The 22575-nt window shown below is 40.1% G+C and carries 17 protein-coding genes, 1 tRNA gene and 1 riboswitch; of the genes, 4 read left to right on the top strand and 14 right to left on the bottom strand.

Annotated elements, in window-relative coordinates; translation table 11 throughout:
• Window positions 1-3 precede the first annotated feature (3 nt).
• The 7 genes from AC04QZ_RS15335 to AC04QZ_RS15305 form a co-directional block, all read right to left on the bottom strand.
• Entirely contained in the window at window positions 4-1452 is a 1449-nt protein-coding gene (locus AC04QZ_RS15335) for a RagB/SusD family nutrient uptake outer membrane protein (protein WP_478358472.1), read from the bottom strand.
• Window positions 1453-1468: 16 nt separating this feature from the next.
• On the bottom strand, window positions 1469-4459 hold the full coding sequence (locus AC04QZ_RS15330) for a SusC/RagA family TonB-linked outer membrane protein (RefSeq protein ID WP_478358471.1): 2991 nt from the start codon (window positions 4457-4459) through the stop codon (window positions 1469-1471).
• A 443-nt stretch (window positions 4460-4902) separates the two neighbouring features.
• Window positions 4903-6030, bottom strand: a complete 1128-nt coding sequence (locus AC04QZ_RS15325; RefSeq protein WP_478358470.1) for a redoxin domain-containing protein — start codon at window positions 6028-6030, stop codon at window positions 4903-4905.
• A gap of 243 nt (window positions 6031-6273) precedes the next feature.
• A riboswitch (SAM riboswitch) is annotated at window positions 6274-6373 on the bottom strand.
• 219 nt (window positions 6374-6592) lie between these two features.
• Window positions 6593-6669: transfer RNA gene (locus AC04QZ_RS15320), tRNA-Ala, on the bottom strand.
• Between the two features lie 82 nt (window positions 6670-6751).
• Complete coding sequence (locus tag AC04QZ_RS15315) at window positions 6752-6958, bottom strand: hypothetical protein (protein WP_478358469.1); 207 nt, start codon at window positions 6956-6958, stop codon at window positions 6752-6754.
• A 71-nt stretch (window positions 6959-7029) separates the two neighbouring features.
• Entirely contained in the window at window positions 7030-7674 is a 645-nt protein-coding gene (locus AC04QZ_RS15310) for a CatA-like O-acetyltransferase (protein ID WP_478358468.1), read from the bottom strand.
• A complete protein-coding gene (locus AC04QZ_RS15305) occupies window positions 7671-8366 on the bottom strand; it encodes an HAD family hydrolase (protein ID WP_478358467.1) in 696 nt (231 codons plus the stop codon). The genes AC04QZ_RS15310 and AC04QZ_RS15305 overlap by 4 nt, the downstream gene beginning before the upstream one ends.
• 78 nt (window positions 8367-8444) lie before the next feature.
• On the opposite strand from AC04QZ_RS15305, the gene AC04QZ_RS15300 reads away from it, so the two are divergent.
• From AC04QZ_RS15300 to AC04QZ_RS15285, 4 genes are all read left to right on the top strand, one after another.
• Entirely contained in the window at window positions 8445-9086 is a 642-nt protein-coding gene (locus AC04QZ_RS15300) for a Crp/Fnr family transcriptional regulator (protein WP_478358465.1), read from the top strand.
• Between the two features lie 311 nt (window positions 9087-9397).
• Window positions 9398-10006, top strand: a complete 609-nt coding sequence (locus tag AC04QZ_RS15295) for a hypothetical protein (protein WP_478358464.1) — start codon at window positions 9398-9400, stop codon at window positions 10004-10006.
• Window positions 10007-10301: 295 nt separating this feature from the next.
• Window positions 10302-10811 carry a flavodoxin family protein gene (locus tag AC04QZ_RS15290; protein ID WP_478358463.1) on the top strand — a complete coding sequence of 170 codons (510 nt, stop codon included), beginning with the start codon at window positions 10302-10304 and terminating at the stop codon, window positions 10809-10811.
• 59 nt (window positions 10812-10870) lie between these two features.
• Window positions 10871-11497: a carbonic anhydrase gene (locus AC04QZ_RS15285; RefSeq protein ID WP_086544787.1), complete on the top strand. Its 627-nt coding sequence runs from the start codon at window positions 10871-10873 to the stop codon at window positions 11495-11497.
• A gap of 132 nt (window positions 11498-11629) precedes the next feature.
• Here the strand turns inward: AC04QZ_RS15285 and AC04QZ_RS15280 are convergent, their stop codons facing one another.
• The 7 genes from AC04QZ_RS15280 to AC04QZ_RS15250 all read right to left on the bottom strand — a co-directional run bounded on the left by AC04QZ_RS15280 (window position 11630) and on the right by AC04QZ_RS15250 (window position 22492).
• Window positions 11630-12394, bottom strand: a complete 765-nt coding sequence (locus AC04QZ_RS15280; RefSeq protein WP_478358462.1) for an SDR family NAD(P)-dependent oxidoreductase — start codon at window positions 12392-12394, stop codon at window positions 11630-11632.
• A gap of 71 nt (window positions 12395-12465) precedes the next feature.
• Window positions 12466-13305 carry a 5-dehydro-4-deoxy-D-glucuronate isomerase gene (gene kduI / locus AC04QZ_RS15275; protein ID WP_478358461.1) on the bottom strand — a complete coding sequence of 280 codons (840 nt, stop codon included), beginning with the start codon at window positions 13303-13305 and terminating at the stop codon, window positions 12466-12468.
• An 86-nt stretch (window positions 13306-13391) separates the two neighbouring features.
• A complete protein-coding gene (locus tag AC04QZ_RS15270) occupies window positions 13392-14615 on the bottom strand; it encodes a DUF2264 domain-containing protein (RefSeq protein ID WP_478358460.1) in 1224 nt (407 codons plus the stop codon).
• 345 nt (window positions 14616-14960) lie between these two features.
• Window positions 14961-16145, bottom strand: a complete 1185-nt coding sequence (locus AC04QZ_RS15265; RefSeq protein WP_478358459.1) for a glycoside hydrolase family 88 protein — start codon at window positions 16143-16145, stop codon at window positions 14961-14963.
• A gap of 67 nt (window positions 16146-16212) precedes the next feature.
• On the bottom strand, window positions 16213-18243 hold the full coding sequence (locus AC04QZ_RS15260; RefSeq protein ID WP_478358458.1) for a polysaccharide lyase family 8 super-sandwich domain-containing protein: 2031 nt from the start codon (window positions 18241-18243) through the stop codon (window positions 16213-16215).
• 89 nt (window positions 18244-18332) lie between these two features.
• Window positions 18333-20627, bottom strand: a complete 2295-nt coding sequence (locus AC04QZ_RS15255) for a glycosyl hydrolase family 95 catalytic domain-containing protein (RefSeq protein ID WP_478358457.1) — start codon at window positions 20625-20627, stop codon at window positions 18333-18335.
• Between the two features lie 122 nt (window positions 20628-20749).
• Window positions 20750-22492 (bottom strand): RagB/SusD family nutrient uptake outer membrane protein, encoded by a 1743-nt coding sequence (locus AC04QZ_RS15250; protein ID WP_478358456.1) that lies wholly within the window; start codon window positions 22490-22492, stop codon window positions 20750-20752.
• Window positions 22493-22575: the final 83 nt, after the last annotated feature.

Genomic DNA, 22575 nt, shown 5'->3' with positions numbered 1-22575 from the left:
ATTTTAATAGCCAGGATTTTTAACAAGATTCGGGTTCACACTCAGGTCGGCCTGTGGTATGGGGGCAAGGATTCTATAATCGGTATTATAGGCAATAGGCGCAATAGTTCCCAATGCCGTAGATTTTGGAACATCTAAACCAAGGCGAACCAGATCAAACCACCTGTCCCCTTCAAATGCAAGTTCAATCCTTCTTTCTTTCAGAATTGCAGCTAATGAAACGGGAACACTAGTTAAACCTGCTCTTATTCTAATCTTATCCAGATCACTCTGGGCGGTTGCGCCAATGGCCGAACCTGCCCTAAAATTGGCTTCCGCCCTGATCAGGTAAAGTTCAGAAACCCTAAATAAGGGTATATTCTGTAAAAAGTTAACCCCATTTGTCGGAACCCATTTGCGCACATAATTAACCGTTACATTACTTTTTTTGCCTGTTGTAATGGTACCTCTTCTTATATCTCCCGTTTCATACAATGCCAGTAACTCGGGTGTTGGCGTAAAATCGCCATATCCTACCTTTGGCTCACTGTTGTTATCAAAAGCAGTCTGATCCTGGCGCTTACCGTAATCAGCGGGAAACTGGGCGTAATAAGACTGTAAGGATTCATTGATATTAGATTGTTCGGAAGTGATTACAATATTCAGGATGGCTTCGGGATTATTATCAGCGTAAAAACTGGAGGCATATGCGGCATTACTCACAAAGGTTGAGCCTGCTGCAGCAATTGCTTTATCTGCATAAGTGGCGGCCTGACTATACTTACCCCAGTAAAGGTAAACTTTAGACAAAATAGCCTGTGCAACCGTTTTGGTAATGTACCTGTTCCCGGCGGCATTATCCAGAATACTTTCTGCAGCCAATAAATCCAATTCAATTTGTTTGTAAACCTCATCTACTGTATTCCTTGCAGGAAAAGTAACTGCTGCGAGTGTAGGTGTCGGCTTCAGAACAAGCGGCACACCTTTATCAAATCCATTGACGATAAATTGAGGATTATAGCCGTACAACTTTACCAGATCCCAGTAAAATAAGGCGCGTAAGCCATATGCCTGACCTAAGATCTTATTTTTGTCTGCCTGCGCACCAGCAAGGTTAGTTGTTGCTTCGATAACCAGGTTAACCTGATTAATACCCGAAGTGTACAGCCCCCAAAGGCTCATGTGGGCACCCGCTGCATTAACCGAATTGGTGATCAAACGGTTAGAATTAAGCCCGGGAATCGGATAAATATTATCAGCCATGATATCAGGGTTGATTTTAAACGATTGCCCGTAATATCCGGTTCCCCTTAAATTACTGTAAACGGTATTGAGCAGACTATTAACGCCTGTAAGACTGGTTAAGGCATCAGCCGCAGCTATAGTATCTCTGGGCGCCGTTTCCAATGTTTTTTTACATCCTGAAATCCCAACCAGCCCGGTTAGTATAAGTGTATATAAGTATTTTTTCATTTTGATTTATTTTTATCTACAGTCCGATTTGGAATCCTAAAGTATAAGTTCTCGCCTGCGGCACTCCCCCATTATCAGAAAGTACGCTCTCCGGATCAGTCCCTGTATATTTGGTCCAGGTTAACAGATTGGTACCGGTTGCGTAAAGAAGTACGTTATTAAGCTTTGCTTTGGAGATGAAATTTTTAGGAAATTTGTAAGACAACCTCACTTCTTTTAGTCGCAGGTAATCTCCTGGCTTATACCACTGGGTTGATAGCGTACTGTAGGCAGTAGAGGCAATTCCCCCGGTTACATAATTTCCTCCGGTATATGCAAGCGGCACATCTGTAATCTGCCCAGGTGTTGTCCATCTTCTAAAAACATCCGTACTCCGGTTTGATGCATTTGCATAACTATCCAGGAAGTTTTTATTCTGATCGATCAGCAAAAAGCCTGTAGCATACTGGAAGAAGATATCAAGGCCAATTCCACCGTATGAAAAGTTATTGGTAAACCCACCAAAATATTTCTGCTGGCTGTCGCCTATAATTTTCCTGTCGTTGGTGGTGAGGTTATAGGTCAGGTTATTGTTTGCATCTAACCAAAGCGGTCTTCCATCAGCCGGATTTACCCCCGCATACTGGTAAGAAAGAATCCTGCTTACGGAGTTGCCAACCAACTGGAATCGTGGATCAAGATCATCGGTAATAAGCTCGAGCACTTTGTTTTTATTAAACGAGACGTTGAATGAGCTGCTCCATTTAAATTTACCGACCAGGTTTTCAGAATTTATCTGAAATTCGAAACCCCGGTTACGCATTTTACCGGCATTATCACTCACTCCGCTATAACCGCTTGTACTGGGCAGTGTACGCGTTAAAAGCAGGTTTTTATTCAGTTTATTATAATATTCGGCAGTAAAACTTAACCTATTGTTCAATATTGACACATCGGTACCAAGATTCAGGGTATAACTGTCTTCCCATGTAAGTTCTACATTCGGAAGGCCGCCTGGCGAAATCCCGCCTACACCATTATAACCTGAGTTCGAACCAAAGGTGGAAAGAGAGGCAAAGTTTCCGATACCCGAATTCCCAACTTTACCATAACTGGCCCTGATTTTCCAGTCATTCAGCCATTTAACATCCTTTAAAAAGTTCTCTCTCGAAAGTCGCCATGTAAGTGATCCCGATCCAAAGAGCCCGAATTTCTGGTTTTCACCAAACCTTGAATTTCCATCGTAACGGATTGTTCCGTTAACAATATACTTATCATCAAAAGCATATTCTGCCCGGGCAAAATATCCCAGGTTTTTAAACTCTGTAAAGCTCGACGAGATAGAAGCCAGAACAGTACCGCCGTTCAATGTCCTGAATAAATAGTTTGGAAAACCTGTTTTCTGGGTAGTTACGGAGTTGTTTACCTGATGGCGATACTCGAAACCTGCCAAAGCAGATACTTTATGTTTAGCTCCATACAGGTGGCTGTAATTTAAAGTTGCGTTGGTTTGGTAATTTTTAAACTCGGTATCCAAAAAGGTATATCTTCCGTTTGGTGCGGCACCATCTCTTGTTCTTGGATCCTGAAAACGGTCCTCTTTGATATCTCCATAATCGATCGAACCTGTTGCCCTAAACTTCAGGTCATCAATAATTTTATAATTCAAGGCAAAAATCCCCTGAAGCTGGTTGGTAGTCCCTTTGTTAATATCGTAATTTGCAGATTTGATTGGATTGGTGGCTACTGCACCGAGCAAAGGTTCATTGTAATCGCCCGAGGCTGTGTATATGGCCTGGGTTGGAATCAGAAAGTTTGCTCCAAATGAAGGGTTTGCAAATGTTGAACCACTTAGCGTTCCATTCTGGGTAAAGGTACTCAGGTTTAAATTTGCCTCCAACGATAACCGGTCATTTACATTGTGCTCAAGATTGGTTTTAAAGGTACCTCTTTTGAAATCCTGCTGAATCTGTTGCCCTTTTTGATCAAACAGACCTGCAGAAATATAAAATTTGGTTTTGGCGTCACCTCCCCGGGCAGTTAACTGATAGTTTTGCGTCTGGCCTTTCCGGTAGGCGGCATCATACCAGCTATAAGATGGTGCGGCAGATGGGTCGGAACCAAAAACCGTTTTAATGCCCGAAGGACCAATAACCTGGCTGCTATTGGCACCGTATCGGTTAACATATTCTTCTGTATATACCGATAGCCACTCAGGTCCAGAAAGTACATCAAGTCTGTTAACCTCTTCTGCGTAACCAAAGTAACTACTGAAATCGAATTCGGTTTTCCCTGCTTTCCCTCGTTTTGTTGTGATGATAATTACACCGTTTGCAGCCTGTGAGCCATAAATGGAGGCAGATGAAGCATCTTTCAAAACATCAATGGTTTCGATATCATCGGGATTCAGGTTGTTTAAAATATTAGATGTAGATAAACTTCTGGATAAATCACCTGAATTGATCTGGATACCATCCACGATGTAAAGTGGTGCAGTACTGGCGTTAAATGAGCCCGTTCCGCGGATCAATACACTTACCGAAGCACCTGGTGTTCCTGAATTGGTGGTTACCCTAACCCCGGGTAACCTACCCTGCATGGCCCTATCGAAACTTATTAAAGGCACTTTTTCAATCTCTTTTGCAGAAATACTGGAAACTGCACCTGTAATATCTCTTTTTTTAACCGTTTGGCCGAAACCAGTAACGATAACCTCTTCTAAACCTGTTTGATCGGCTTGTAAGCTGATATTGATTGCCTTACGGTCACCAATATTCTCCCTTAGCGTTACAAAACCGAGGTAGCTAAACTCAATTGTTTTTGCCGAAGATGGAGCAACGATGGAAAACCTCCCGTCTGCATCAGTTTGCGTGGCAATTTTACTGCCCGCTATTCTTACAGAAACAGCAGGAATGGGCAGCCCGTCTGCCACAGCTATTACCTTTCCTGTAATAACTTTGGTTTGTGCCCTGGCATTAAAGACTGCAAAAAGGCACAGTATAATAAGCGAAAATAACTTTCGTTTCATTTATGATGGTTTTAGTTAATGAATGTTGATGCCAGGTCCCAATTCATGGCAGATATTGAAATTTTACCCACAGCGATTTCATTGCTAACAGAAAAACTGCCTAGCCTTAAATCAACACAATGCTTTAAGAAGAAAAATGGGGTAATTTGGGAGAATAGGATAGTTTAAGCAGTAATACAATCGTTTACGGCTAAGGGACATCCATTTAATTGACGAACTAATTTTTTAGGATATTTTCATTATATTTGTTTGAGTGGTTAAACATTAAGTCGCATTATTGGTCACATACCGTGATAAATCACTTGATTCAGGGGCGGCCTCAATCGCCCCTGTTATTATTTATCTGGTAACCTTTTATACACTTTGCATAAAAGGGCAGCTGTCTTTTTTCTCTTATTATTTCTAAAACTTATTAATTAATTTTTATTGAACCGTATTCTTATCTATTTACTTTTAGCCTCCAGAAGCGACGCCAGTTTTTCTTTCAATGCTTCTCCACGAAGTCCTTTTGCGATAATCTTTCCATCTGGATCAATTAAAAAGTTTGCCGGGATAGATCTGATTCCATATTGTTTTGCTACCGCATTGTCCCAAAATTTTAGGTCAGAAACATGTGTCCATGTTAACTGGTCATCGGCAATGGCTTTTAACCAGGCCTCTTTTTTCCCAGGCTGATCTAAAGAAACACCCAATATGGTAAACCCTTTATCTTTATACTGATTATAGGCTGCTACTACATTAGGATTCTCCTGTCTGCAAGGTCCGCACCATGAAGCCCAAAAATCAACCAGAACATATTTTCCTTTAAAATCAGATAATTTTACCGGTTTATCGTTTACATCATTTTGTGTAAAATCGATTGCCTGAAGTCCAATTTTGGTTTTCTTTACTGCGTTGAAGTAAATTGAAACATCTTTACCAGCTTTACTTTCTTTTACCGTCCCATCTAAACCAGCATAAACCTGTTCGGCTTCTGCCTGTACGGTTTCACTGGTGGCAATCTGCTGAATTGCGTTTAAGCTTATGTAAGATTTAGGGTTTTTCCTTGCAAAATCAAGGTATATCGGTTCCAGCGCCTTACTTGCTGCTTCATAACGTTTATAAATCGAATCGGTTAGTGCCTTATTTTTTTTTTGTTCAGGACTAAGTTTACCAAATTCGCCGCTTATGGCTGCAAGTTTATCCTGTACAGGTTTGGTCAGTGCTTTTAACTTATCATTATCGGCATTTACTTTCGATCCGGTAATTGAAGCATTTTTTAAAGAATCTGCGGTGGCGAGTTTAAGGGTACCTGTTTCGAGATAAAAGGACAATACATCCCTTTTTCCGTTTTTTTCAACTGGTTTTCTATAAAGCGATGCCCTAACCGGATCGGCTACATGGCCAGAAAAGGAGAATGATCCATTTTTTAATTCTGTAGAATCGGTAAGCGATTGTCCGTTCTGAGCATAACTGAGGTATACTTTTTCGGGGGCTGATGATTTTTTCAGGGTTCCCTCAATAGAGAACGGTTTCTGTGCCATTGCTGCAACCGGAAGGATACTAATGGCAATTAGTAGTGATTTTTTCATGGTTTTTGGTTTTATGGGTTCTTTTTATAAAATAATTAAGTTCAAAGTTGAAACATCATGTAAGCCCAACTACCTGATAATACGCTCGAAATAGTTGTTGCCTTTCAGCTGGAAGATATCAGGTTTCATCCCGGCAAAAACTTTGTTCGGGAGTGGTATCGTCAGCGCTGGTGTTTAAATAAATGTTCATTTTTTAATCTTTAAAATTTACCACAGGCTCATTCAGATTCTTTAGCGAAATCTTTCTTATCTTTCCTTGGTTAGAGGAAGGATTTAGCACCTTATTTGGCAACAGGTTGCTAAGACATCACAGGGCCTTTCCCTCAGTCTTTCTGGATAAGTCTGCAAAATTATTCCTTGCAGGAGCAAATATATATAATTCCTATAGATTTTGTAGTCTTTTTATTTAAAGTCTAAAAAAAGTGGTTATACCTGTAAAAACGCTCATGAAAATTGCATATCTATGACTGTTGATGTAACAAACTTGGTGGATATTTAAGCTGCTATGCAAGGGAAGAAACCCTTTAAATGATAAAGGCCACCTTACAGGTAGCCTTTAATGTGGTGGAGAATATCGGATTCGAACCGATCACCTCTTCACTGCCAGCGAAGCGCTCTAGCCAAATGAGCTAATCCCCCAATTTTAAATTTTCAAGCTTCCTGCCCGAGCAGCAAAAATAGCAAATACTTTCTCGAATGCAAATGATAATTCATTTTTTAATTAATCTTTAGGTTTAAAAGCAAGCAAGGCCATTAAACAGATTACCGCAAACACCGATTGCATAGGATAATTGATGAACAGAAAAAGTACAAATGTGGCAATAAGCAACAGCACAAAAAACATAATGGCCTTAAAAACGGTATCCATATAACACATGGCTACAACAGCCAAAAGGTAAAAAGGAATAATAACGGCAGCTATAAACATCGCCGAAAATAAATTCCTAATATTAACCGAACATTAAATATGCTTTAGGTTTAATTGCTTAAAGTTTTGAATTAAATATATTCGTTAACTTCTTTTTTGTTTAACAGCTCCTGATAACAATCTACAAATTGGGCCACGTTATAGCCATCCATCAAGGCATGGTTTACGTGTATGGAAACCGACATTATTTTTCTCCCGTTTTCATCTCTAACTTTACCAAAAGATATTTTAGGGCAGCTATCCTGATAAGCATAATTGCGGGCATGTGATAAAGAAGTGAAATTTAACCAGGGTAGTGCCGAATAGTGGATTACATTTTCGCCTGATGAGGAAGGGATTAAACCTTTGCTGGCCTGCACCTTTTCAATCTCTTTATTGGCCGCTGTCCTAAAATCTTCAAAGTCATTATAGAAATCCATGTAGCCAAATCCAAATGTGCCGTTTGGTCTGTTAATCGTGGCTGCAGCATGCACGCTTTCGTACTTCCAAACTTCGCCATCAATAATGCGGTAACGAAAAGGTTCTACCTGATTGGCAGCAACGAGCGATTTGTGCAGGTAAAGCAGGAAAAAAGAAACTTGATGTGCTTTTGCTTCTTCGTAGGTAGCGGTACAGTCTACTTCTACGGTTACGCCGAAGAAAGGTTCTTCAAAGGCGCTAAAAAATTTAAAATGATCTTTTCTGATCCAGGTGTTTATATCTATTTTTTCTTTCATTCAATTAATTTTGGTAAAATCTCAGATAGATTTTCCATCTGATAAAAGTTTGCATGTTCGATGGTATGATCGATGCTTTCGTGCACCCAGGTGGTATGGAAAGGAATGTGAACAGCATGTCCGCCAATATTCAATACGGGTAAAACATCCGATTTCAGAGAATTGCCCAGCATTAAAAAGGCCTCAGGTTTACAATCCAGATGTTTAATCAGTTTTTGATAATCTTTTTCCTGTTTATCGCTCATAATTTCGATATGGTGAAAATAGTGGTCCAGCCCTGATTTGGTCAGTTTTCGTTGTTGGTCGAGTAAATCACCTTTGGTAGCGACCACCAGTTTGTATTTCCCATGTAGGGTTTTTAATACCTCTTCTACTCCATCAAGCAATACAACCGGTTTATTGAGCATTTCCTGTCCAAGTGTTATCGCTTTACTAATCACAACAGGATCTATTTTACCTTCGGTTATCCTTAAAACGGTCTCGATCATGCTTAAAACAAAACCTTTAATCCCGTAACCATAAAGCGGTAAATTGGCTATTTCTGTTTTATAAAGTTCTGCTAAGATGCTGTGTCGGGGCATAAAATCTTCTAAAAGACCTGCAAACTGCTCTTCGGTTTCGCGGAAATAAGGTTCGTTTACCCAAAGGGTATCATCAGCATCAAAAGCAATTACGGTAATTTGATTTTTCATGGTTATGCTTACTTTAGTAGCACAAAAGTAAAGCAACAGATACCGTTAAAAAAGGACATTTGTCTCGACTAAATAAATATGCTTCGTACTAATCTTACTTTCTTATCCTTTATCGAACGTTTTTCTTCCGAAAATAATGGAGAAACCATTAACCTTAAAAACTTTAAAGCAGGACATCGTTTTGTTGAACAGGGTGAAAAAATCAACAATATTTACATCATTAAGGATGGCATTAGCAAGTGTTTTATTTCTGAAGAAAACGGTAAAGATTTTATTATCGAATTTTTAGGCAAGGGCGAAGTGGTGGGCGAATTGGAAGCTTTAAAAAAGATAGATTGCTTATGTAATGTAGCGGCAATAAGTGATGTTTCGGCCTACGTTATTCCCGATCATCTTTTCCTTTCACTGATTCATAAAAGTAGCGAATTTACTACAATCTTACTCCAGGAATTGTCTACCAGAATTATACAAACCAGTACACGGGCATCCTTCCAGCAGCTATATACTTTAGAATATGCGCTTTTAAAATTGCTCAAACTGCAGGCCGATGAGCACATTTCCATCTCAAAAGAAGACATGGCTGCCTATCTGGGCATTTCCGTAAGAAGCTTTAACAGAAGCTTAAAGCAAGTGATAGATAAAGGAGGTTTTGATACACCCGAATTTAAGCATGTGCTCCAGCTCACCAATATGAAAAAGCTACTCGAACGATTAAAATAACCAACGTTATTTGTGGTATAATTATTGCTTCGAAGGTATTTAAAAATTAACTGTAACGTTTCGGCAATTTGATTCGTTTAAGTAATTGAAATTTAACAAGGCCGCATTTTTGCGGAAAACAATGCCACACAAAAAAACCACATATACAAATGAAAAACTACAACCGTCAATTCACATTAAGATTTCCAAGTTAATCGATATTCTGGAGTACCAGCTTACTCTGCAATAAAACGATATCCTTAATTATCATTTAAATAAGGCGCAGGCAAAACCTATGCCATTTACATTGATTCAGCTAATCTTAATTAAACATGAGTGCTTATATTAACATCTACACCAATTCTTTAACAGACGATCTAATTCCAACAATTTTAAAACGGTTAAATGAACATGAAAATGTTCTGGACATTAACTCATCCTTTTCATTTCGAAATACAAACGGGACTCTTCCAATTGTTTTTAAGTGGGACAAGCCAAGCCTGGAAATATTCAACGAAAATAATTTAAAATTAAATTTTAGTGTTTCACTAAAATCTTTCGATCTTAAAGAATACAAGAAAAAGCTTTTTAAAGAAAAAATCATCAAACAAAGCGCTGTTCAAAAAATATTTGGGTTATTTAAGAAGAAGAAAAAGAAAGTAGCCAAGCCTGTAAAATTAAGTGCAGAGGTTGAAACACAATTACAGCAGTACAATAAAGTATTTTCTTTAAAATATCATTCAGGTGATGTTTTCGAAAACCATTTTGCAACTTTAATTGGGGCTATTATTACTGAATTAACCAATGGCGTTTGTCATTTTACCCAGGAGAATGTGTGGTACAATGCTAAAAACGCATTAAGAGAATCGTTGGTTAACTTATATACACTTGAAGAACTGCCTAACCACATTAACAAAAATGCGGTAGCCGTTGCGAGCTAAAAAAAATTAAATTTCTAAAGCCAATATTAATGCCTTTTATATATTTTAAGGTATTGATATTGGCTTTTCTTTTTTACCTTCATCATTACTTAATACGCTCCCTGGAGTTATTGGTCGTTATCGATATTTAACGCGTCATCACACAATCTCAAATCTTTAGGATTAATTGCTTTCCTGCGAGATATCTACAGAACATCTCTCCACAAACGCCCAAATGCGCTTTGTTTCTCCATGCCTGAGCGAACACTAAACATTTAAAGCTTAAAACTTGTTGTTTAATTAAACGAACACCAGTATGCCCGATATCTTAATTATAAACGGTAGCGCCAGATTGAATGGAAATACACAAAAGTTTATCAGCAAACTCACTCAGGAAATTGCATTTGATCAGCTAAATTTAGTGGAGCATTATTTTCTGCCGTATAATTACGAAAACCAATATCCGGTTGAAGATGGTTTCGAAACCTTTGCAAAAGAAATCCTGTATCATAAACACCTTATTTTTGCAACCCCCGTATATTGGTACAGCATGAGTGGGCGAATGAAAAACCTGTTCGATCGCCTGACAGATTGGGTAACCCTGAATAAAGAAGTGGGCCGAAATCTAAAAGGAAAAACAGTACAGTTAATTGCCGTAGGAACAGATGGTGATTTACCCGACGGTTTTACAACACCATTTTTTATGACCGCCAATTACATGGAGATGGATTTTAAAGGCCATGTTTATTTCAATTCGGATGTAACAATTAGCGATGAAGAACATGCAGAAATCAGGAAATCTTTTTTTAGTTTTATAGCTGTATAAACACCTTGTTTAGCACGCATCATAATTATATATCCAAAAATTCTATTTAAAGCAAAAGCATGAATGTAGAAGAAGTTTTTAAGAATAATGAAAAATGGATTGCCGAGAAACTGGCCATTAATCCTGATTATTTCACTGAATTATCGAAAGGTCAAAGCCCTGAGTTTTTGTACATCGGCTGTTCAGATAGCCGTGTTACCGCAGAAGATTTAATGGGCATACAGCCAGGTCAGGCTTTTGTACACCGAAATGTGGCCAATCTGGTAAACAATGTAGATTTAAATGTAATGACGGTTTTAAATTATGCCGTACGCCATTTAAAAGTAAACCATATTGTGGTTTGCGGCCATTACAATTGTGGGGGTGTTAAAGCAGCCATGCAACCTGCAGATTTGGGCATATTAAACCCCTGGTTAAGAAATATCCGCGATGTATACCGTATCCACAAAGAAGAGCTGAATGCCATTGAGGACGAAGGTCTTCGTTACAACAGATTGGTAGAACTTAACGTTCAGGAGCAATGTGTTAACCTGTTAAAAACCGCAGCCGTGCAGGAAGCAATTGCCGGACGTGGCTTAACCGTTCATGGTTGGGTATTTGACATCCACACCGGTCGTTTAATTGATCTAAAAATCGATTTCGAAAAAATTTTGAAAGACATTAAGGAGATTTATAACCTTTATTAGTCCGTAGTCATAAGTCCGAAGTCTTTAGTCCTAATGACATAAAAACCCCGCAGGTTTAAAACTTGCGGGGTTTTATTATCTTCGGGTTACTACTTTAGACTTCTGACTCAGGACTCAAGACTCAGAACTAACCTACCTTCCCATCCAACCGCCATCAACGGTCAAAATTGTTCCATGAACATAATCACTTGCTGGTGAAGCCAGGAATAAGGTTGGTCCTTTAAAATCTTCTGGAGTGCCCCATCTTCCGGCAGGGATACGCGATAATATAGAGGTGCTTCTATCCTGATCTTCGCGTAAAGCAGAAGTATTATCGGTTGCAATATAACCAGGCGCAATGGCATTTACATTTACCCCTTTTGATGCCCATTCATTGGCGAAAGCTTTGGTTAAAGATGCAATTGCCCCTTTACTCGCTGCATAACCAGGAACGGTAATCCCACCCTGAAATGATAATAATGACGCCGTGAAGATCACTTTTCCACTTCCTCTCGCAATCATCTCTCTACCAATTTCGCGTGTTAAAATAAAGGGAGCCGTTTGGTTTACCGCAATGACTTCATCCCAATACTCATCAGAATGTTCAGCAATTGGCTGACGTAAAATCGTTCCGGCGTTATTGACCAAAATATCGATAACGGGATGGTCTGCTTTTACCTGAGCCGCAAAAGCCAGGATATTTTCGCGTTTACCAAAATCACACTGGTAAGCATAAAACTTTCTGCCCAGCGCTAAAATTTCTTTCTCTACCGCACTGCCCTGAAGTTCGAGACTTGCAGAAACACCGATAATATCGGCACCCGCCTCGGCTAGAGCTAAAGCCATTGCTTTTCCTATTCCTCTTTTACAGCCGGTAACTAATGCAGTTTTACCTGCTAAATTGAATATGTTTGACATGTTTTTTTCTAAAGTTCTATTTTAAAGATCTCTCCACTTCGCTTTGTGCCAGTCGAGATGACGATAAGAATTTATTTCAGTTCGGTAATGGCACAGTGATCCATATCGCCATAATCAAGATTTTCGCCTGCCATACCCCAAATAAAAGTATAGTTGCTTGTACCTGCACCTGAATGGATTGACCAGTTTGGCGAAATAACCGCCTGATCGTTCTGCATCCAAATATGACGGGTTTCTTGTGGCTGGCCCATAAAGTGGCAAACGCTCTGTCCTTTTGGAACTTCGAAATAGAAATAAGCTTCCATCCTTCTATCATGTGTGTGCGCAGGCATGGTATTCCAAACACTGCCCGATTTTAACTCGGTCATACCCATTTGTAACTGACAGGTAGGCAAAACACTATTTACCAATAACTTATTAATTATTCTATGATTTGCAGTTTCAGGCGTACCTAATTCTACAATCTCTGCCTCAGCTTTGCTGACCTTTTTGTTTGGATAAGTATGGTGTGCAGGAGCAGAATTGATGTATAATTTTGCAGCTTCGCCAGGGATAGCAGATTCAAAAAACACTTCTTTGGCACCTTTACCAATATACAAAGCTTCTTTATAATCCAATTCGTATTTTTCGCCGTCAGCAGTAACAATAGCTTTTCCGCCAACATTAATAATACCCAGTTCCCTACGCTCTAAAAAGTAGGTGGCTTTTAAATCATCTGGATTAGGAAGTGCTATTTTCTGATCAACAGGCATTGCACCACCAACAATATATCTGTCAAAATGAGATAAGGTTAGGTTTACCTGGTTTGCCTCAAATACGTTTTCAATCAGGAAATTATCCCGCAAAGCAGCGGTATCCATTTGTTTAACTTCTTTGGGGCTTTGAGCGTAACGGCTTTCGAATTTATTCATTGGTTAAAAATTGAGTTTTGCAATAAGACCTGAACTGATATCAGATCCTATCCGCAAATATATTTATACCTTACTTATTATTTGTATTAATACTCAACTTTATAATCCTTTTTTATGGTTTCTCCACTCCAGGCCTTTAAACTGGTCCAGGGTGCAGGTGCATCTGTCCAGAATTTATTATCGGCGGGTAAACCCAAGGTTAAAAAGCCCAGCGTGGCCATATATAAACTTCCCGTTGAAGTGTAGGTATCTGCCACTTCCGGCTGATGACCATTAAAGCCCAGCACCAGCCATCCCTTATCGTCAAAATTCTGCTTTCCATCATATAGTTTATGCATAACCGCGGTTAAGCCACCACGAACTTGCGATGGTTTTACATATTCGGGTAGTTTTTCCATTAAGGCCGTTTGGGCCAATGCCTGAAAGGCAGCCGTACGATAAGTGATCGAGCGGCCATAAGCCGGATAAGTGCCTTCTGGTGAGATGATCCTTTCTAAATACTCTGAATAACGCACCATTCTTTTCAATGCGATATCATAATCGGCCTGAGCTGCTCTTTTCTTGTCAACCAATACTTTTAACAGATCAACCAGCATCGGGTGGATGACATAAGAATTGTAATAATCCATGCTAAATTTCTCCCCGTCACTATACCAGCTATCGCCTACGTACCATTCTTTCATTTTATTGATCGAAAACTGAACACGGGCAGGATCATACTGCTCGCCGATGCTTAACAGAAAACCTTCGGTTAAACCCGAAAACAAGAGCCAGTTGTTATAAGCACCACTCCGGGTACGTAAGGATTTAAATTCTTCTATAAATCTTTTTTTGGTTAGCTCATCAAGTGGTTCCCACAGCGCTTTTGGTGCACGTAAGAAGGCATGTGCAACATAGGCCGCATCAACAATAGGCTGACTTTCTGAGCGGTAACTGATATAATCGGGACTCTCGGGATTTACCGAATTGGCCAAACCTTTTAAAAGTTCGGTACGCATGGTTTTTCTAAGTTTACCTTCTGCAGAATCATCGTCTGGTAAAGCCAGCCATGGTGCAACACCTGCAATGGTGCGTCCTAATGCTTCGAGATAAGTAACTTTAGCCGCATTTAAGCCATAACCGGGTGCTTTTTCTACAGGCATGTTCTTTTTTAACGTTTCGTTAGCCAGGTTATGGATTACCGGGTAAGCGATGCGGTTTAAGGTTTTAACCCAAAAGGCACGGTCTTCGGCGCCAGTGGCCGGTTTCTTTTGTGCATAAGCAAACTGTGAGAAGATCAGCAGTGCCGAAAAAATTAGTTTGTATTTCATTTTCTTTATAGTGTGAGTCTTAAAACTCAGTGTTAGATTTAAATTATTTGGAGAGCAGGTTTCTGCACTACCATTCAAGTTTCTTCCCGCTTTCCGTTTTACTCTCCCGATGAAAATCGGGCTCGTGTCCACTTCAATCGGGTCTAGGTGGCCTGTGATCTGCTACTATTTTACCCGATTAAGCGATCTGTATTATTTTGTATTGATCAATTTTTAGCTTCTTTTCCTTACGAAATCGTCATGCTGTCCTGAAGCGTCGGCATCGGCATGCTTTAATGCAGGAAAGATCCTGAAATAAATTCAGGATAACGACGCTTTTTATTAAAATCCTGTCATGATCAATCTTTACAAATACCATTTTTTATATCTCGCCAAAGCCTCTAAATAGTAGTAATCAGCATAAACCAAAGGCACATCTATTTCGCTGTTTAATGGATAAGCACCGGTGCTATGCATTAATAAAAAGCCCCCGTTTTCACCTAATTTTGCATGGTAGGCATTACCCGCAAGTGAATAAATCATGGTTTCTGCCGCAGATTTGAATTCAGCTTTTTCGCTTCCTGAAGCATACTGCCCCAGCTCTAACAATGCCGAAGCGATTAATGCACCTGCCGAGGCATCGCGCTTGGCAAAAGGAATACCTTGTGCATCGAAATCCCAGAATGGTATTTTATCGGCTGGTAAATTTGGATGGTTTAATATAAAGTGCGCAATACCTTTGGCTTGTTTTAAATAGCTTTCGTCTTTGGTAAAACGGTACATCATGGTATAACCATATAAGGCCCAGCCTTGTCCGCGCGACCACGCAGAGCAATTTGCAGCGCCCTGCCAGGTTGCTTTTTTAATGATTTCGCCAGTTTGTGGGTTATAATCTATCACATGGTAAGAACTAAAATCTGGTCGGAAATGATTTTTCAAAGTGGTATTGGCGTGTGTAATAGCAATCTCTTTATACTTCTTATCTCCACCATTATCGCTTGCCCAGTTCATCATTTCGAGATTCATCATATTATCAATAATTACCGGACACTCCCACATTTTGCTTTTGTTCCATGATTGGATTGATTTAACAACCGGACGGTAACGCGTAGCGAGAGATTCAGCAGAACGCTGAATTACGGCTTTATATTCTGCTTTGCCTGTTAAACGGTAAGCATTCCCAAAACTACAGTACATCATAAAACCTAAATCGTGGTTTCCGGTATAAGTTTGGTTGGGTTCTATTACTTTTAAGGCCAGCTCTGCCTCTTTTTTAATGTTCTGATCTTTGGTTTGTTCGTATATGTACCACAAACTGCCTGAATAAAAACCGCTGCACCACCACTTAATATCGTAGTTTATAGATTTACCTTTATCGAAACTTTGAGGTGTTTTGCCCTCAGGTATATTTTTAGCCAGCACTTTATATTGGTCAGCGGCGAATTTAAATTCATCGTTAATTAACTGGGCCATTGGCTTCCTGGCGGTTTGGGCAAATGAGCCAGCCCCCGTAAGCAGGAGTAATGCGGCAATTAAATTGATTTTTTTCATCTGTATATTTGTGTTTTTAAAGGTAATGAAGCGCTCCTTCGCAGCGCATATCCTAGTCTGTTTATTATTATTCTTTTATCTTAAAACTTGCTGTAGCACCTGCAAAAGCACCATCTGGCAAAGTACAAGCTATGCTTTTTGGTTTTGATAAACCCGGGAGTTTAAGTTCTACATGTACAGTAGTATGTTCCTGTGCAGGATCTGCCAGGTAAAGCACTGGGCTTTTAGTATTCAACTCTTTAATGTAAACGGCACAAGGCTGATCAACATGGAGGAATAATCCGTTAACCGATAATGTGCCTGCCTTGTAAAACACAGCCTGCAGCATATTTAAACCTATATGTTTTACCGCCTGGATTTCTTCTGTATTTTTTAATACCTGTATCATCGATCGGTTGTATTTCTTTAAACCTTTAGCATCAATTCCCGGCAAAACCAGGTATTGGTAGCTGGCATGCTGGGGATTTTGACCATGATTTAACCAGATTTTAAATACCTTATGTTGCAATTCGGTTTTGCTCTGAAATTGATTGATGCGGTACCAGCTTCCATTTTGGGGATTATTGCTAATCTCTAATTCCCCACCTTGGGGAAATATATACCCAATACTATCATGAAGTGCCCAGATTTCGCTGTTGCCATTAGCATGTGTGCCATTTGAGGAAATGACCTCACCCCTCGACCAGGTCTGGTTAATGGTGGTGGTGATATTTTCTTTCGAGTCACTCCTAATCCCAGCGCCTAAACAAACTATTTCCTGATCAAAAAAGAACCAGGCTTTTTTGGCCTGAACACTATCGTAGTTTAAATCGTAACACGAAACGCCATAAACACCATCACTAACTCCGCCTACAAATTTGGTTGTACCCGGAATTCCCCAATCGCTTTTTATGGTTGCGCCATGATCATCGGCATAATCTCTACTGGTGGTTCCGGGGATTTTATCCCATTCCCATACCGGCATCAGATTGGCATATTCAGCTCCATTGCGTTGAATATTGGTTGCCCCATCGGGTAAAAATTTCCCCAATATATTTTCGTTATTGCCACGCTCTGTACGCAAGGTTCGGGTAGATGCGGTTTGGACGCTAAAGGTATATGCAGGACGAACATGCAGTGTATAGCCGCTTTTCCAATATTGGTTGTGACCAGGCATAACACCATAACTGGCAGGCTCTTTACCCGACGTTCTTAATGTTGAAGCATCCCAGTAAGCCGTGTTTTCGGGATCGAAAAGTTTAATTTTACTGACCATACCGCCCATGCCACTGCTCAACGAATCTTTACGGCTAATCCCGCGTCCGCGTACATTAAAATCGTAAAACGATCCTCTTATGGTTTTTAAGAAAGTATTTTTAAGGTAATTGACCAAAATAGCCAACTGATCTTTCGGCAAGGCATATTCCGTTTCTCTCAAATAAAAAGCCGCATTAACCGAATTTCCGGCAAACACCCTTCCATAACTGGCAATGGCCTGTTGTTTTCCATGTTGATAATAACTGCCATCAACCTGAACACCTTCTTTTCCGTCGGTTATGGCAATAGGTTCGAAGAGATATTTCGCGGCAGAATCGAGGGTTGCCTTATTCTGAGTTAAACAGGCCCGGTATAAATAATGTAAGGCCTCGTCAGAAGTGTTGGCGCCATCACCAACTCTTAACTTTCTGATCATCCGTTTAATCAATGCATTCTCTAACGCTGGAGGAAGTCCTGTTTTTGCACTGCGCATTAATATCAAGGTTTGCCCGATCGCTTGCGGATAAAAAATATCGTTGTACCACCAATTCTTGTTCTTCGGGTTTTTATCCAGCCAATTTTGTAATGACTTAACAATCGCGCTATGGAGCTCGGTGTTATTATACAGCTTGTTCGATGGGCGGATATAAACCGTTGCCATATCTTTAATCCGTTTTAAGGGATCATATTGGGCATCGGCATAATTAACATCCTGCCAGCTGCCATCAGTATTTAGACTTTTAAGGTGCTGACTAACCTCATCAGCCAAGGGCTTATCTTTAACAAAAGTCTGCAAATCTTGATTAATACGTTGCAGAATCATATTAAAAGGTTCGTTTTGCGCTTTCACTGGTATACTCATCAGCACTAAGCATCCCGCCAGGAATCCAAGTCTAACTTTTTGGTGAAACTTTATTTTGTCGTTTGTTTTTTTATTTACGGCAAACATCTTTATTTTTTATTTAAGCCCCAGAACCAGTTTTGATATTGACTATAAGGAAAATCTGGCGCTTGTTTTTCTTCAAAGCTAGCAGAAACCAGCTGTATGGTTTCTCCAATTATGGTTTTTTTAATTTCAATTTTGATTTTTTCGCCTTCCTCATATTGCTCATAATCAATTTTACTCCGCTTATTCGACCGGATGGAAAATTTACCCATGTTGCTCACTAATGTTAGGGTCCCTCCTTTTAAACTGCTTATTTTAATGTTTTTTGTCTCGCCATTTTGCATATCTGCGCTGACCAAAAAAGCACCTTCTGCCCTAAGCTGTTTAAACGACACATTTTTCCAGCTGGATGGAATGGCAGGGAAAATCCTGATTTTATCTCCCCAGCTTTGGATCAGCATTTCCTGCACCGACGTCGCTGCTGCCAATGGTGTTTCGATAACCGGCCCTGATTCGCGGTACAGGGTATTGACCTGCATAAAACGATCGAACAGTTCATTTAACCACTGGTAAGCCATATCGCCATTTCCCATACCGGCATAAATGGAGGCCGCACCGCTAAAAGAAAATCCAGCAAGCGCATTTTTATAAGAAAGCCAGTTTTTTAAAGATAAGCTGATCAGTTCCTTATTTTCTGGCTGCTCCCAATTCACCAGATTATATGGGTAAATCATCAGTAAGTGTGAATAGTGCCTGTGCGAACTGTTTAACGGCACATCTTTGCCGATCAAAAACCCGGTATCTCCAACGGGAAAAGGTGCCAGGTTTTTCAATATCAAACTCCATTTATCGGCATCGGCATCTTTTAACTGCAGTGCTTTATTTACCTTAATTAAAGTTTGCAAAGCCCAGCTTAAACTCGATAAGGTATAATTTGCATCTTCTGCATTTTTGTATTCCGGAGAATGAGACATTGGAAAATGATAAATCCCCTTTTCATCCTGCTTAAGCTGATGGATTAAAAAATTTGCCGATCTTTTTAATAAAGGATAAATTTTAGTGCGGAGGGTCTGCTCATCTTTGGAATAGGCATAATACTGGTAATAATAATACAACATCCAGGTGAGGTTTGCAGGCTCAAAAGTCCCTTTGTTAATCTCTGCTTCCGTAATTGGGCTGACCAGATCGTAAGAAGAGCTCCTTCCTATGGCAGCAGCATCATTACGCCATTGCGCCGGAACATTGTTGATTAAATTTTGCTGATGAACATTTAAGGACTTAAACAGCGATTCGCCTAATTCTAAATGATTGGCCGTAAATATTGGTGAATAAGTAAGCTGGGTATTTAAATTCCACCAGATGGCTGGCCAGGGTGTAGCACTTGTCCATGGCCCCATTAAGTCGGCTATGGGTTTATCTGCACGGGTTATCGAAGCAAGTTTGTAAAGCTGTATCCAATAAAAGTTTTCCATGCGTTTATCGGGCAGGGCAACAAAACTCTGCTGATAATAGCGATGCCACCAATTGCGGTGTGCCGCAATACCTTCCTTACCGGAATTAAAGTTTTTAAGGTTAGTTAAGGCCTCTTGAGTTTCATCAAGATTATTATATCCATCGTAGCCCACACTGACCAGCAGTTTACCAGCACTGGCATGACCACTAATTTGATAAGCTGTGGTATAACCACCATTATTGAATAAGGGTTGATTACAAAAGGTATAACCGTTTTCAGTCGAAATTTTTACAGGCGGGTTTTCCGGATAGTTTGCAGGTTTATCTGTGGGGTAGCCTTGCAGGTATCTCGGGCTGATACTTTTACCCGGGTTCCATTTCCAGGCTGAAACTTTTTCTTGCTGCGTGGCATTGACCGAAATGCTAATTACATTTTGATTGGCTGCTACAAAGGCCGTAAAGGAGATTGTTCCCTGCGTAGTAGATATACTGCCTTTGGCTTCGGCATTGTAAATATCGAGTTCTATTTTGGCACCTGTTATTTTACCTTCAGTTTTAAGCGTAAAATAACCGATGGGCAAACGTGATTGCGTATATAATTTACCTGCGGCAGGCATCAGTTTTTCGCGGTGATCTACGACATCACTCCTGCCTATATCGAAACGGATTAGACTGTCGTTTTCTTTATAAATATTGGTACCGAGCAGCCCGTTACCCAGGATAATGCCACTGTAATAATCTTTACCAAGATGATCCCATTTTAAGTTTTGCCTGGCCATAAAAACAGGCCAGTTTACCTCATTAGCTGGTATTTGCGCCACACAGGTAATGTAAGGCAATATCAGCAAGGGTACAGAGAGGTATGCTTTCAGTAAGCTACGGGTGTATCTTAATTTGTTAAACGGCATTTCTATTTAATTTTCGCTTCAATAATAAATTTTAACATTTAAAAAAGCCACCAAGCCAGGCAAGGTGGCCCAAACTAACGACTAACCATTTTTTATCAGTTTGAACTGATGTTTCTTATTTTTTACCAGCCTGGATTTTGGATCAATGCGGTATTTTTTGCGATTTCTGAAGCCAACATCGGGAATAAACCATAGTTGGCTGGAAAATGATGTTCACGCACATCTACATATTCGTAGCTATAAGTATTGCCTGTTTTGGTAATCTTAACGCCACGTATTGGTTTTTCAAAATCAACCGCAGCTGTTTTCCATCTTCTGGCATCCCACATACGGTGTTCTTCCATAAACAATTCTACATCGCGTTCTTTTTGTATAATGGTGCGCATTTCATCTTGTGTGGCATCGGCCTTAATTCCATAATTACCATCTGTACCTGCAGTAATACCAGCACGCTCTCTTATTTTCCTTAGCTGCGCGTACACTTCTGCTACTGGTCCGCTATACTCGTTAAGGGCTTCAGCATAATTCAATAAAATTTCTGCATATCGGATTAGCCCCCAGCACCGCTCTCCATTCCCTGTAGAATTTTCTAACAGATATTTACGTGGAAAGTAACCCGTATTAAATCCAAGCGGCCCACTTACAGCGTCTGTTGTGCCAGAACCTACATAAGTATTTACCGGAGCAGCATTATTACCGCTTAAAATCCAGGGTGCTCCGTTATAAATGACAGAATTGGCAAAACGGGGATCACGGTTGGCGTAAGGATTGGCCGGATCGTATAAAGAACCTGCTTCATTAATGGCTTTACCATTAATCATCGGAAACTTATCTACTGTTTGCTGGCTTACCGTAAAGGCATAACCACCAGATCTGCTCTGTGGCAGTAAAAAAGTTTCAAACTCACGTTGTGCACCCCTCATTGCCGCAAACAGGTATTCGCTGTTTACCCGCATCTGAAAAACCTTATAAAAGCCATATCCGTTTCTGTTGGTTGTACCGCTTGCCGCACCATTATCTACATATAAAGAATAGTTACCGGTATTGATAATATCCAATGCAGCATCGGCAGCCTTTTTCCAGCGTTCTTTATCGTAAGCAGCATAACCTGTTAGCTCACGCACTTCACCTCCCGTAGCGAGCTGACCACCGTTAAATAAAGGACTTGCGGCATATAGTAAAACACGCGATTTTAAACCCATGCAGGTTCCCTGGGTAATACGACCATAATTTTGAGGCAGAATGGTTACATTGGTTGGTAAATCTGCTTTTGCCGCGTCGCATTCTGAAACGATATAATTTACACACTCCTGGTAGGTTGATCTTTTCAAGTTAAAATCCTCGGTAATATCATAAACCTTATCACCCAGTAATGGAACACCTCCAAAAGCCCTGATCAACAGGAAATAATACCAGGCTCTTAAATACCTGGCTTCGGCAATCATGCCTTTTTTGGTTGCTGCACTTAATGGTGCACCACCAATATTCTGCAGAAGTACATTTACCCTTCTGATATTTTGATAAGGCACTGACCACATACCAGTAAAATCGCTATTGGTTGAGCTTTTAGACACCAGACCAAAGGCAATAACCACTGCTGAATTTTGGGTACCGTTGTAACGGCCCGCAACACCTTCATCAGCCGCACCCGAATGCCCACCGGCATCAAGGTACTGAATATCATATTGAAAGCCAACCTGCTGATAGATGCGCGTTAAAAACGCCTGGGTATTTATACTGTCGGCAAAGGTAGTTTCTTCGTTTAAGGTAGTTAAAGTACTCTCATCCAATAAGCCTCCTTTTTTACAGGAATAGCTGATGATGATAAGCGCAAATAAGGCTATGATGGAAATTTTCTTTTTCATCTGTATAATGATTTATTTTCTAGTTGATGAAGCTATCATGGGCATATTCATCACTATTTTTAAACAGCATGCCCATGATGGTT

The sequence above is a fragment of the Pedobacter folensis genome (assembly GCF_056490665.1).
The sequence above is the reverse complement of the archived record's forward strand: the minus strand, read 5'-3'. Positions and strand labels throughout refer to the sequence as shown.

Coding starts and splice junctions, on each gene's coding strand:
- AC04QZ_RS15285 (WP_086544787.1), top strand. CDS start 10,871: ATGAATGTAGAAGAAGTTTTTAAGAATAATGAAAAATGGATTGCCGAG.
- AC04QZ_RS15315 (WP_478358469.1), bottom strand. CDS start 6,958: ATGTTTATAGCTGCCGTTATTATTCCTTTTTACCTTTTGGCTGTTGTA.
- AC04QZ_RS15265 (WP_478358459.1), bottom strand. CDS start 16,145: ATGAAAAAAATCAATTTAATTGCCGCATTACTCCTGCTTACGGGGGCT.
- AC04QZ_RS15295 (WP_478358464.1), top strand. CDS start 9,398: ATGAGTGCTTATATTAACATCTACACCAATTCTTTAACAGACGATCTA.
- AC04QZ_RS15290 (WP_478358463.1), top strand. CDS start 10,302: ATGCCCGATATCTTAATTATAAACGGTAGCGCCAGATTGAATGGAAAT.
- AC04QZ_RS15260 (WP_478358458.1), bottom strand. CDS start 18,243: ATGAGTATACCAGTGAAAGCGCAAAACGAACCTTTTAATATGATTCTG.
- AC04QZ_RS15325 (WP_478358470.1), bottom strand. CDS start 6,030: ATGAAAAAATCACTACTAATTGCCATTAGTATCCTTCCGGTTGCAGCA.
- AC04QZ_RS15310 (WP_478358468.1), bottom strand. CDS start 7,674: ATGAAAGAAAAAATAGATATAAACACCTGGATCAGAAAAGATCATTTT.
- AC04QZ_RS15280 (WP_478358462.1), bottom strand. CDS start 12,394: ATGTCAAACATATTCAATTTAGCAGGTAAAACTGCATTAGTTACCGGC.
- AC04QZ_RS15300 (WP_478358465.1), top strand. CDS start 8,445: ATGCTTCGTACTAATCTTACTTTCTTATCCTTTATCGAACGTTTTTCT.
- AC04QZ_RS15330 (WP_478358471.1), bottom strand. CDS start 4,459: ATGAAACGAAAGTTATTTTCGCTTATTATACTGTGCCTTTTTGCAGTC.
- AC04QZ_RS15270 (WP_478358460.1), bottom strand. CDS start 14,615: ATGAAATACAAACTAATTTTTTCGGCACTGCTGATCTTCTCACAGTTT.
- AC04QZ_RS15335 (WP_478358472.1), bottom strand. CDS start 1,452: ATGAAAAAATACTTATATACACTTATACTAACCGGGCTGGTTGGGATT.
- AC04QZ_RS15255 (WP_478358457.1), bottom strand. CDS start 20,627: ATGCCGTTTAACAAATTAAGATACACCCGTAGCTTACTGAAAGCATAC.
- AC04QZ_RS15305 (WP_478358467.1), bottom strand. CDS start 8,366: ATGAAAAATCAAATTACCGTAATTGCTTTTGATGCTGATGATACCCTT.
- AC04QZ_RS15250 (WP_478358456.1), bottom strand. CDS start 22,492: ATGAAAAAGAAAATTTCCATCATAGCCTTATTTGCGCTTATCATCATC.
- kduI (WP_478358461.1), bottom strand. CDS start 13,305: ATGAATAAATTCGAAAGCCGTTACGCTCAAAGCCCCAAAGAAGTTAAA.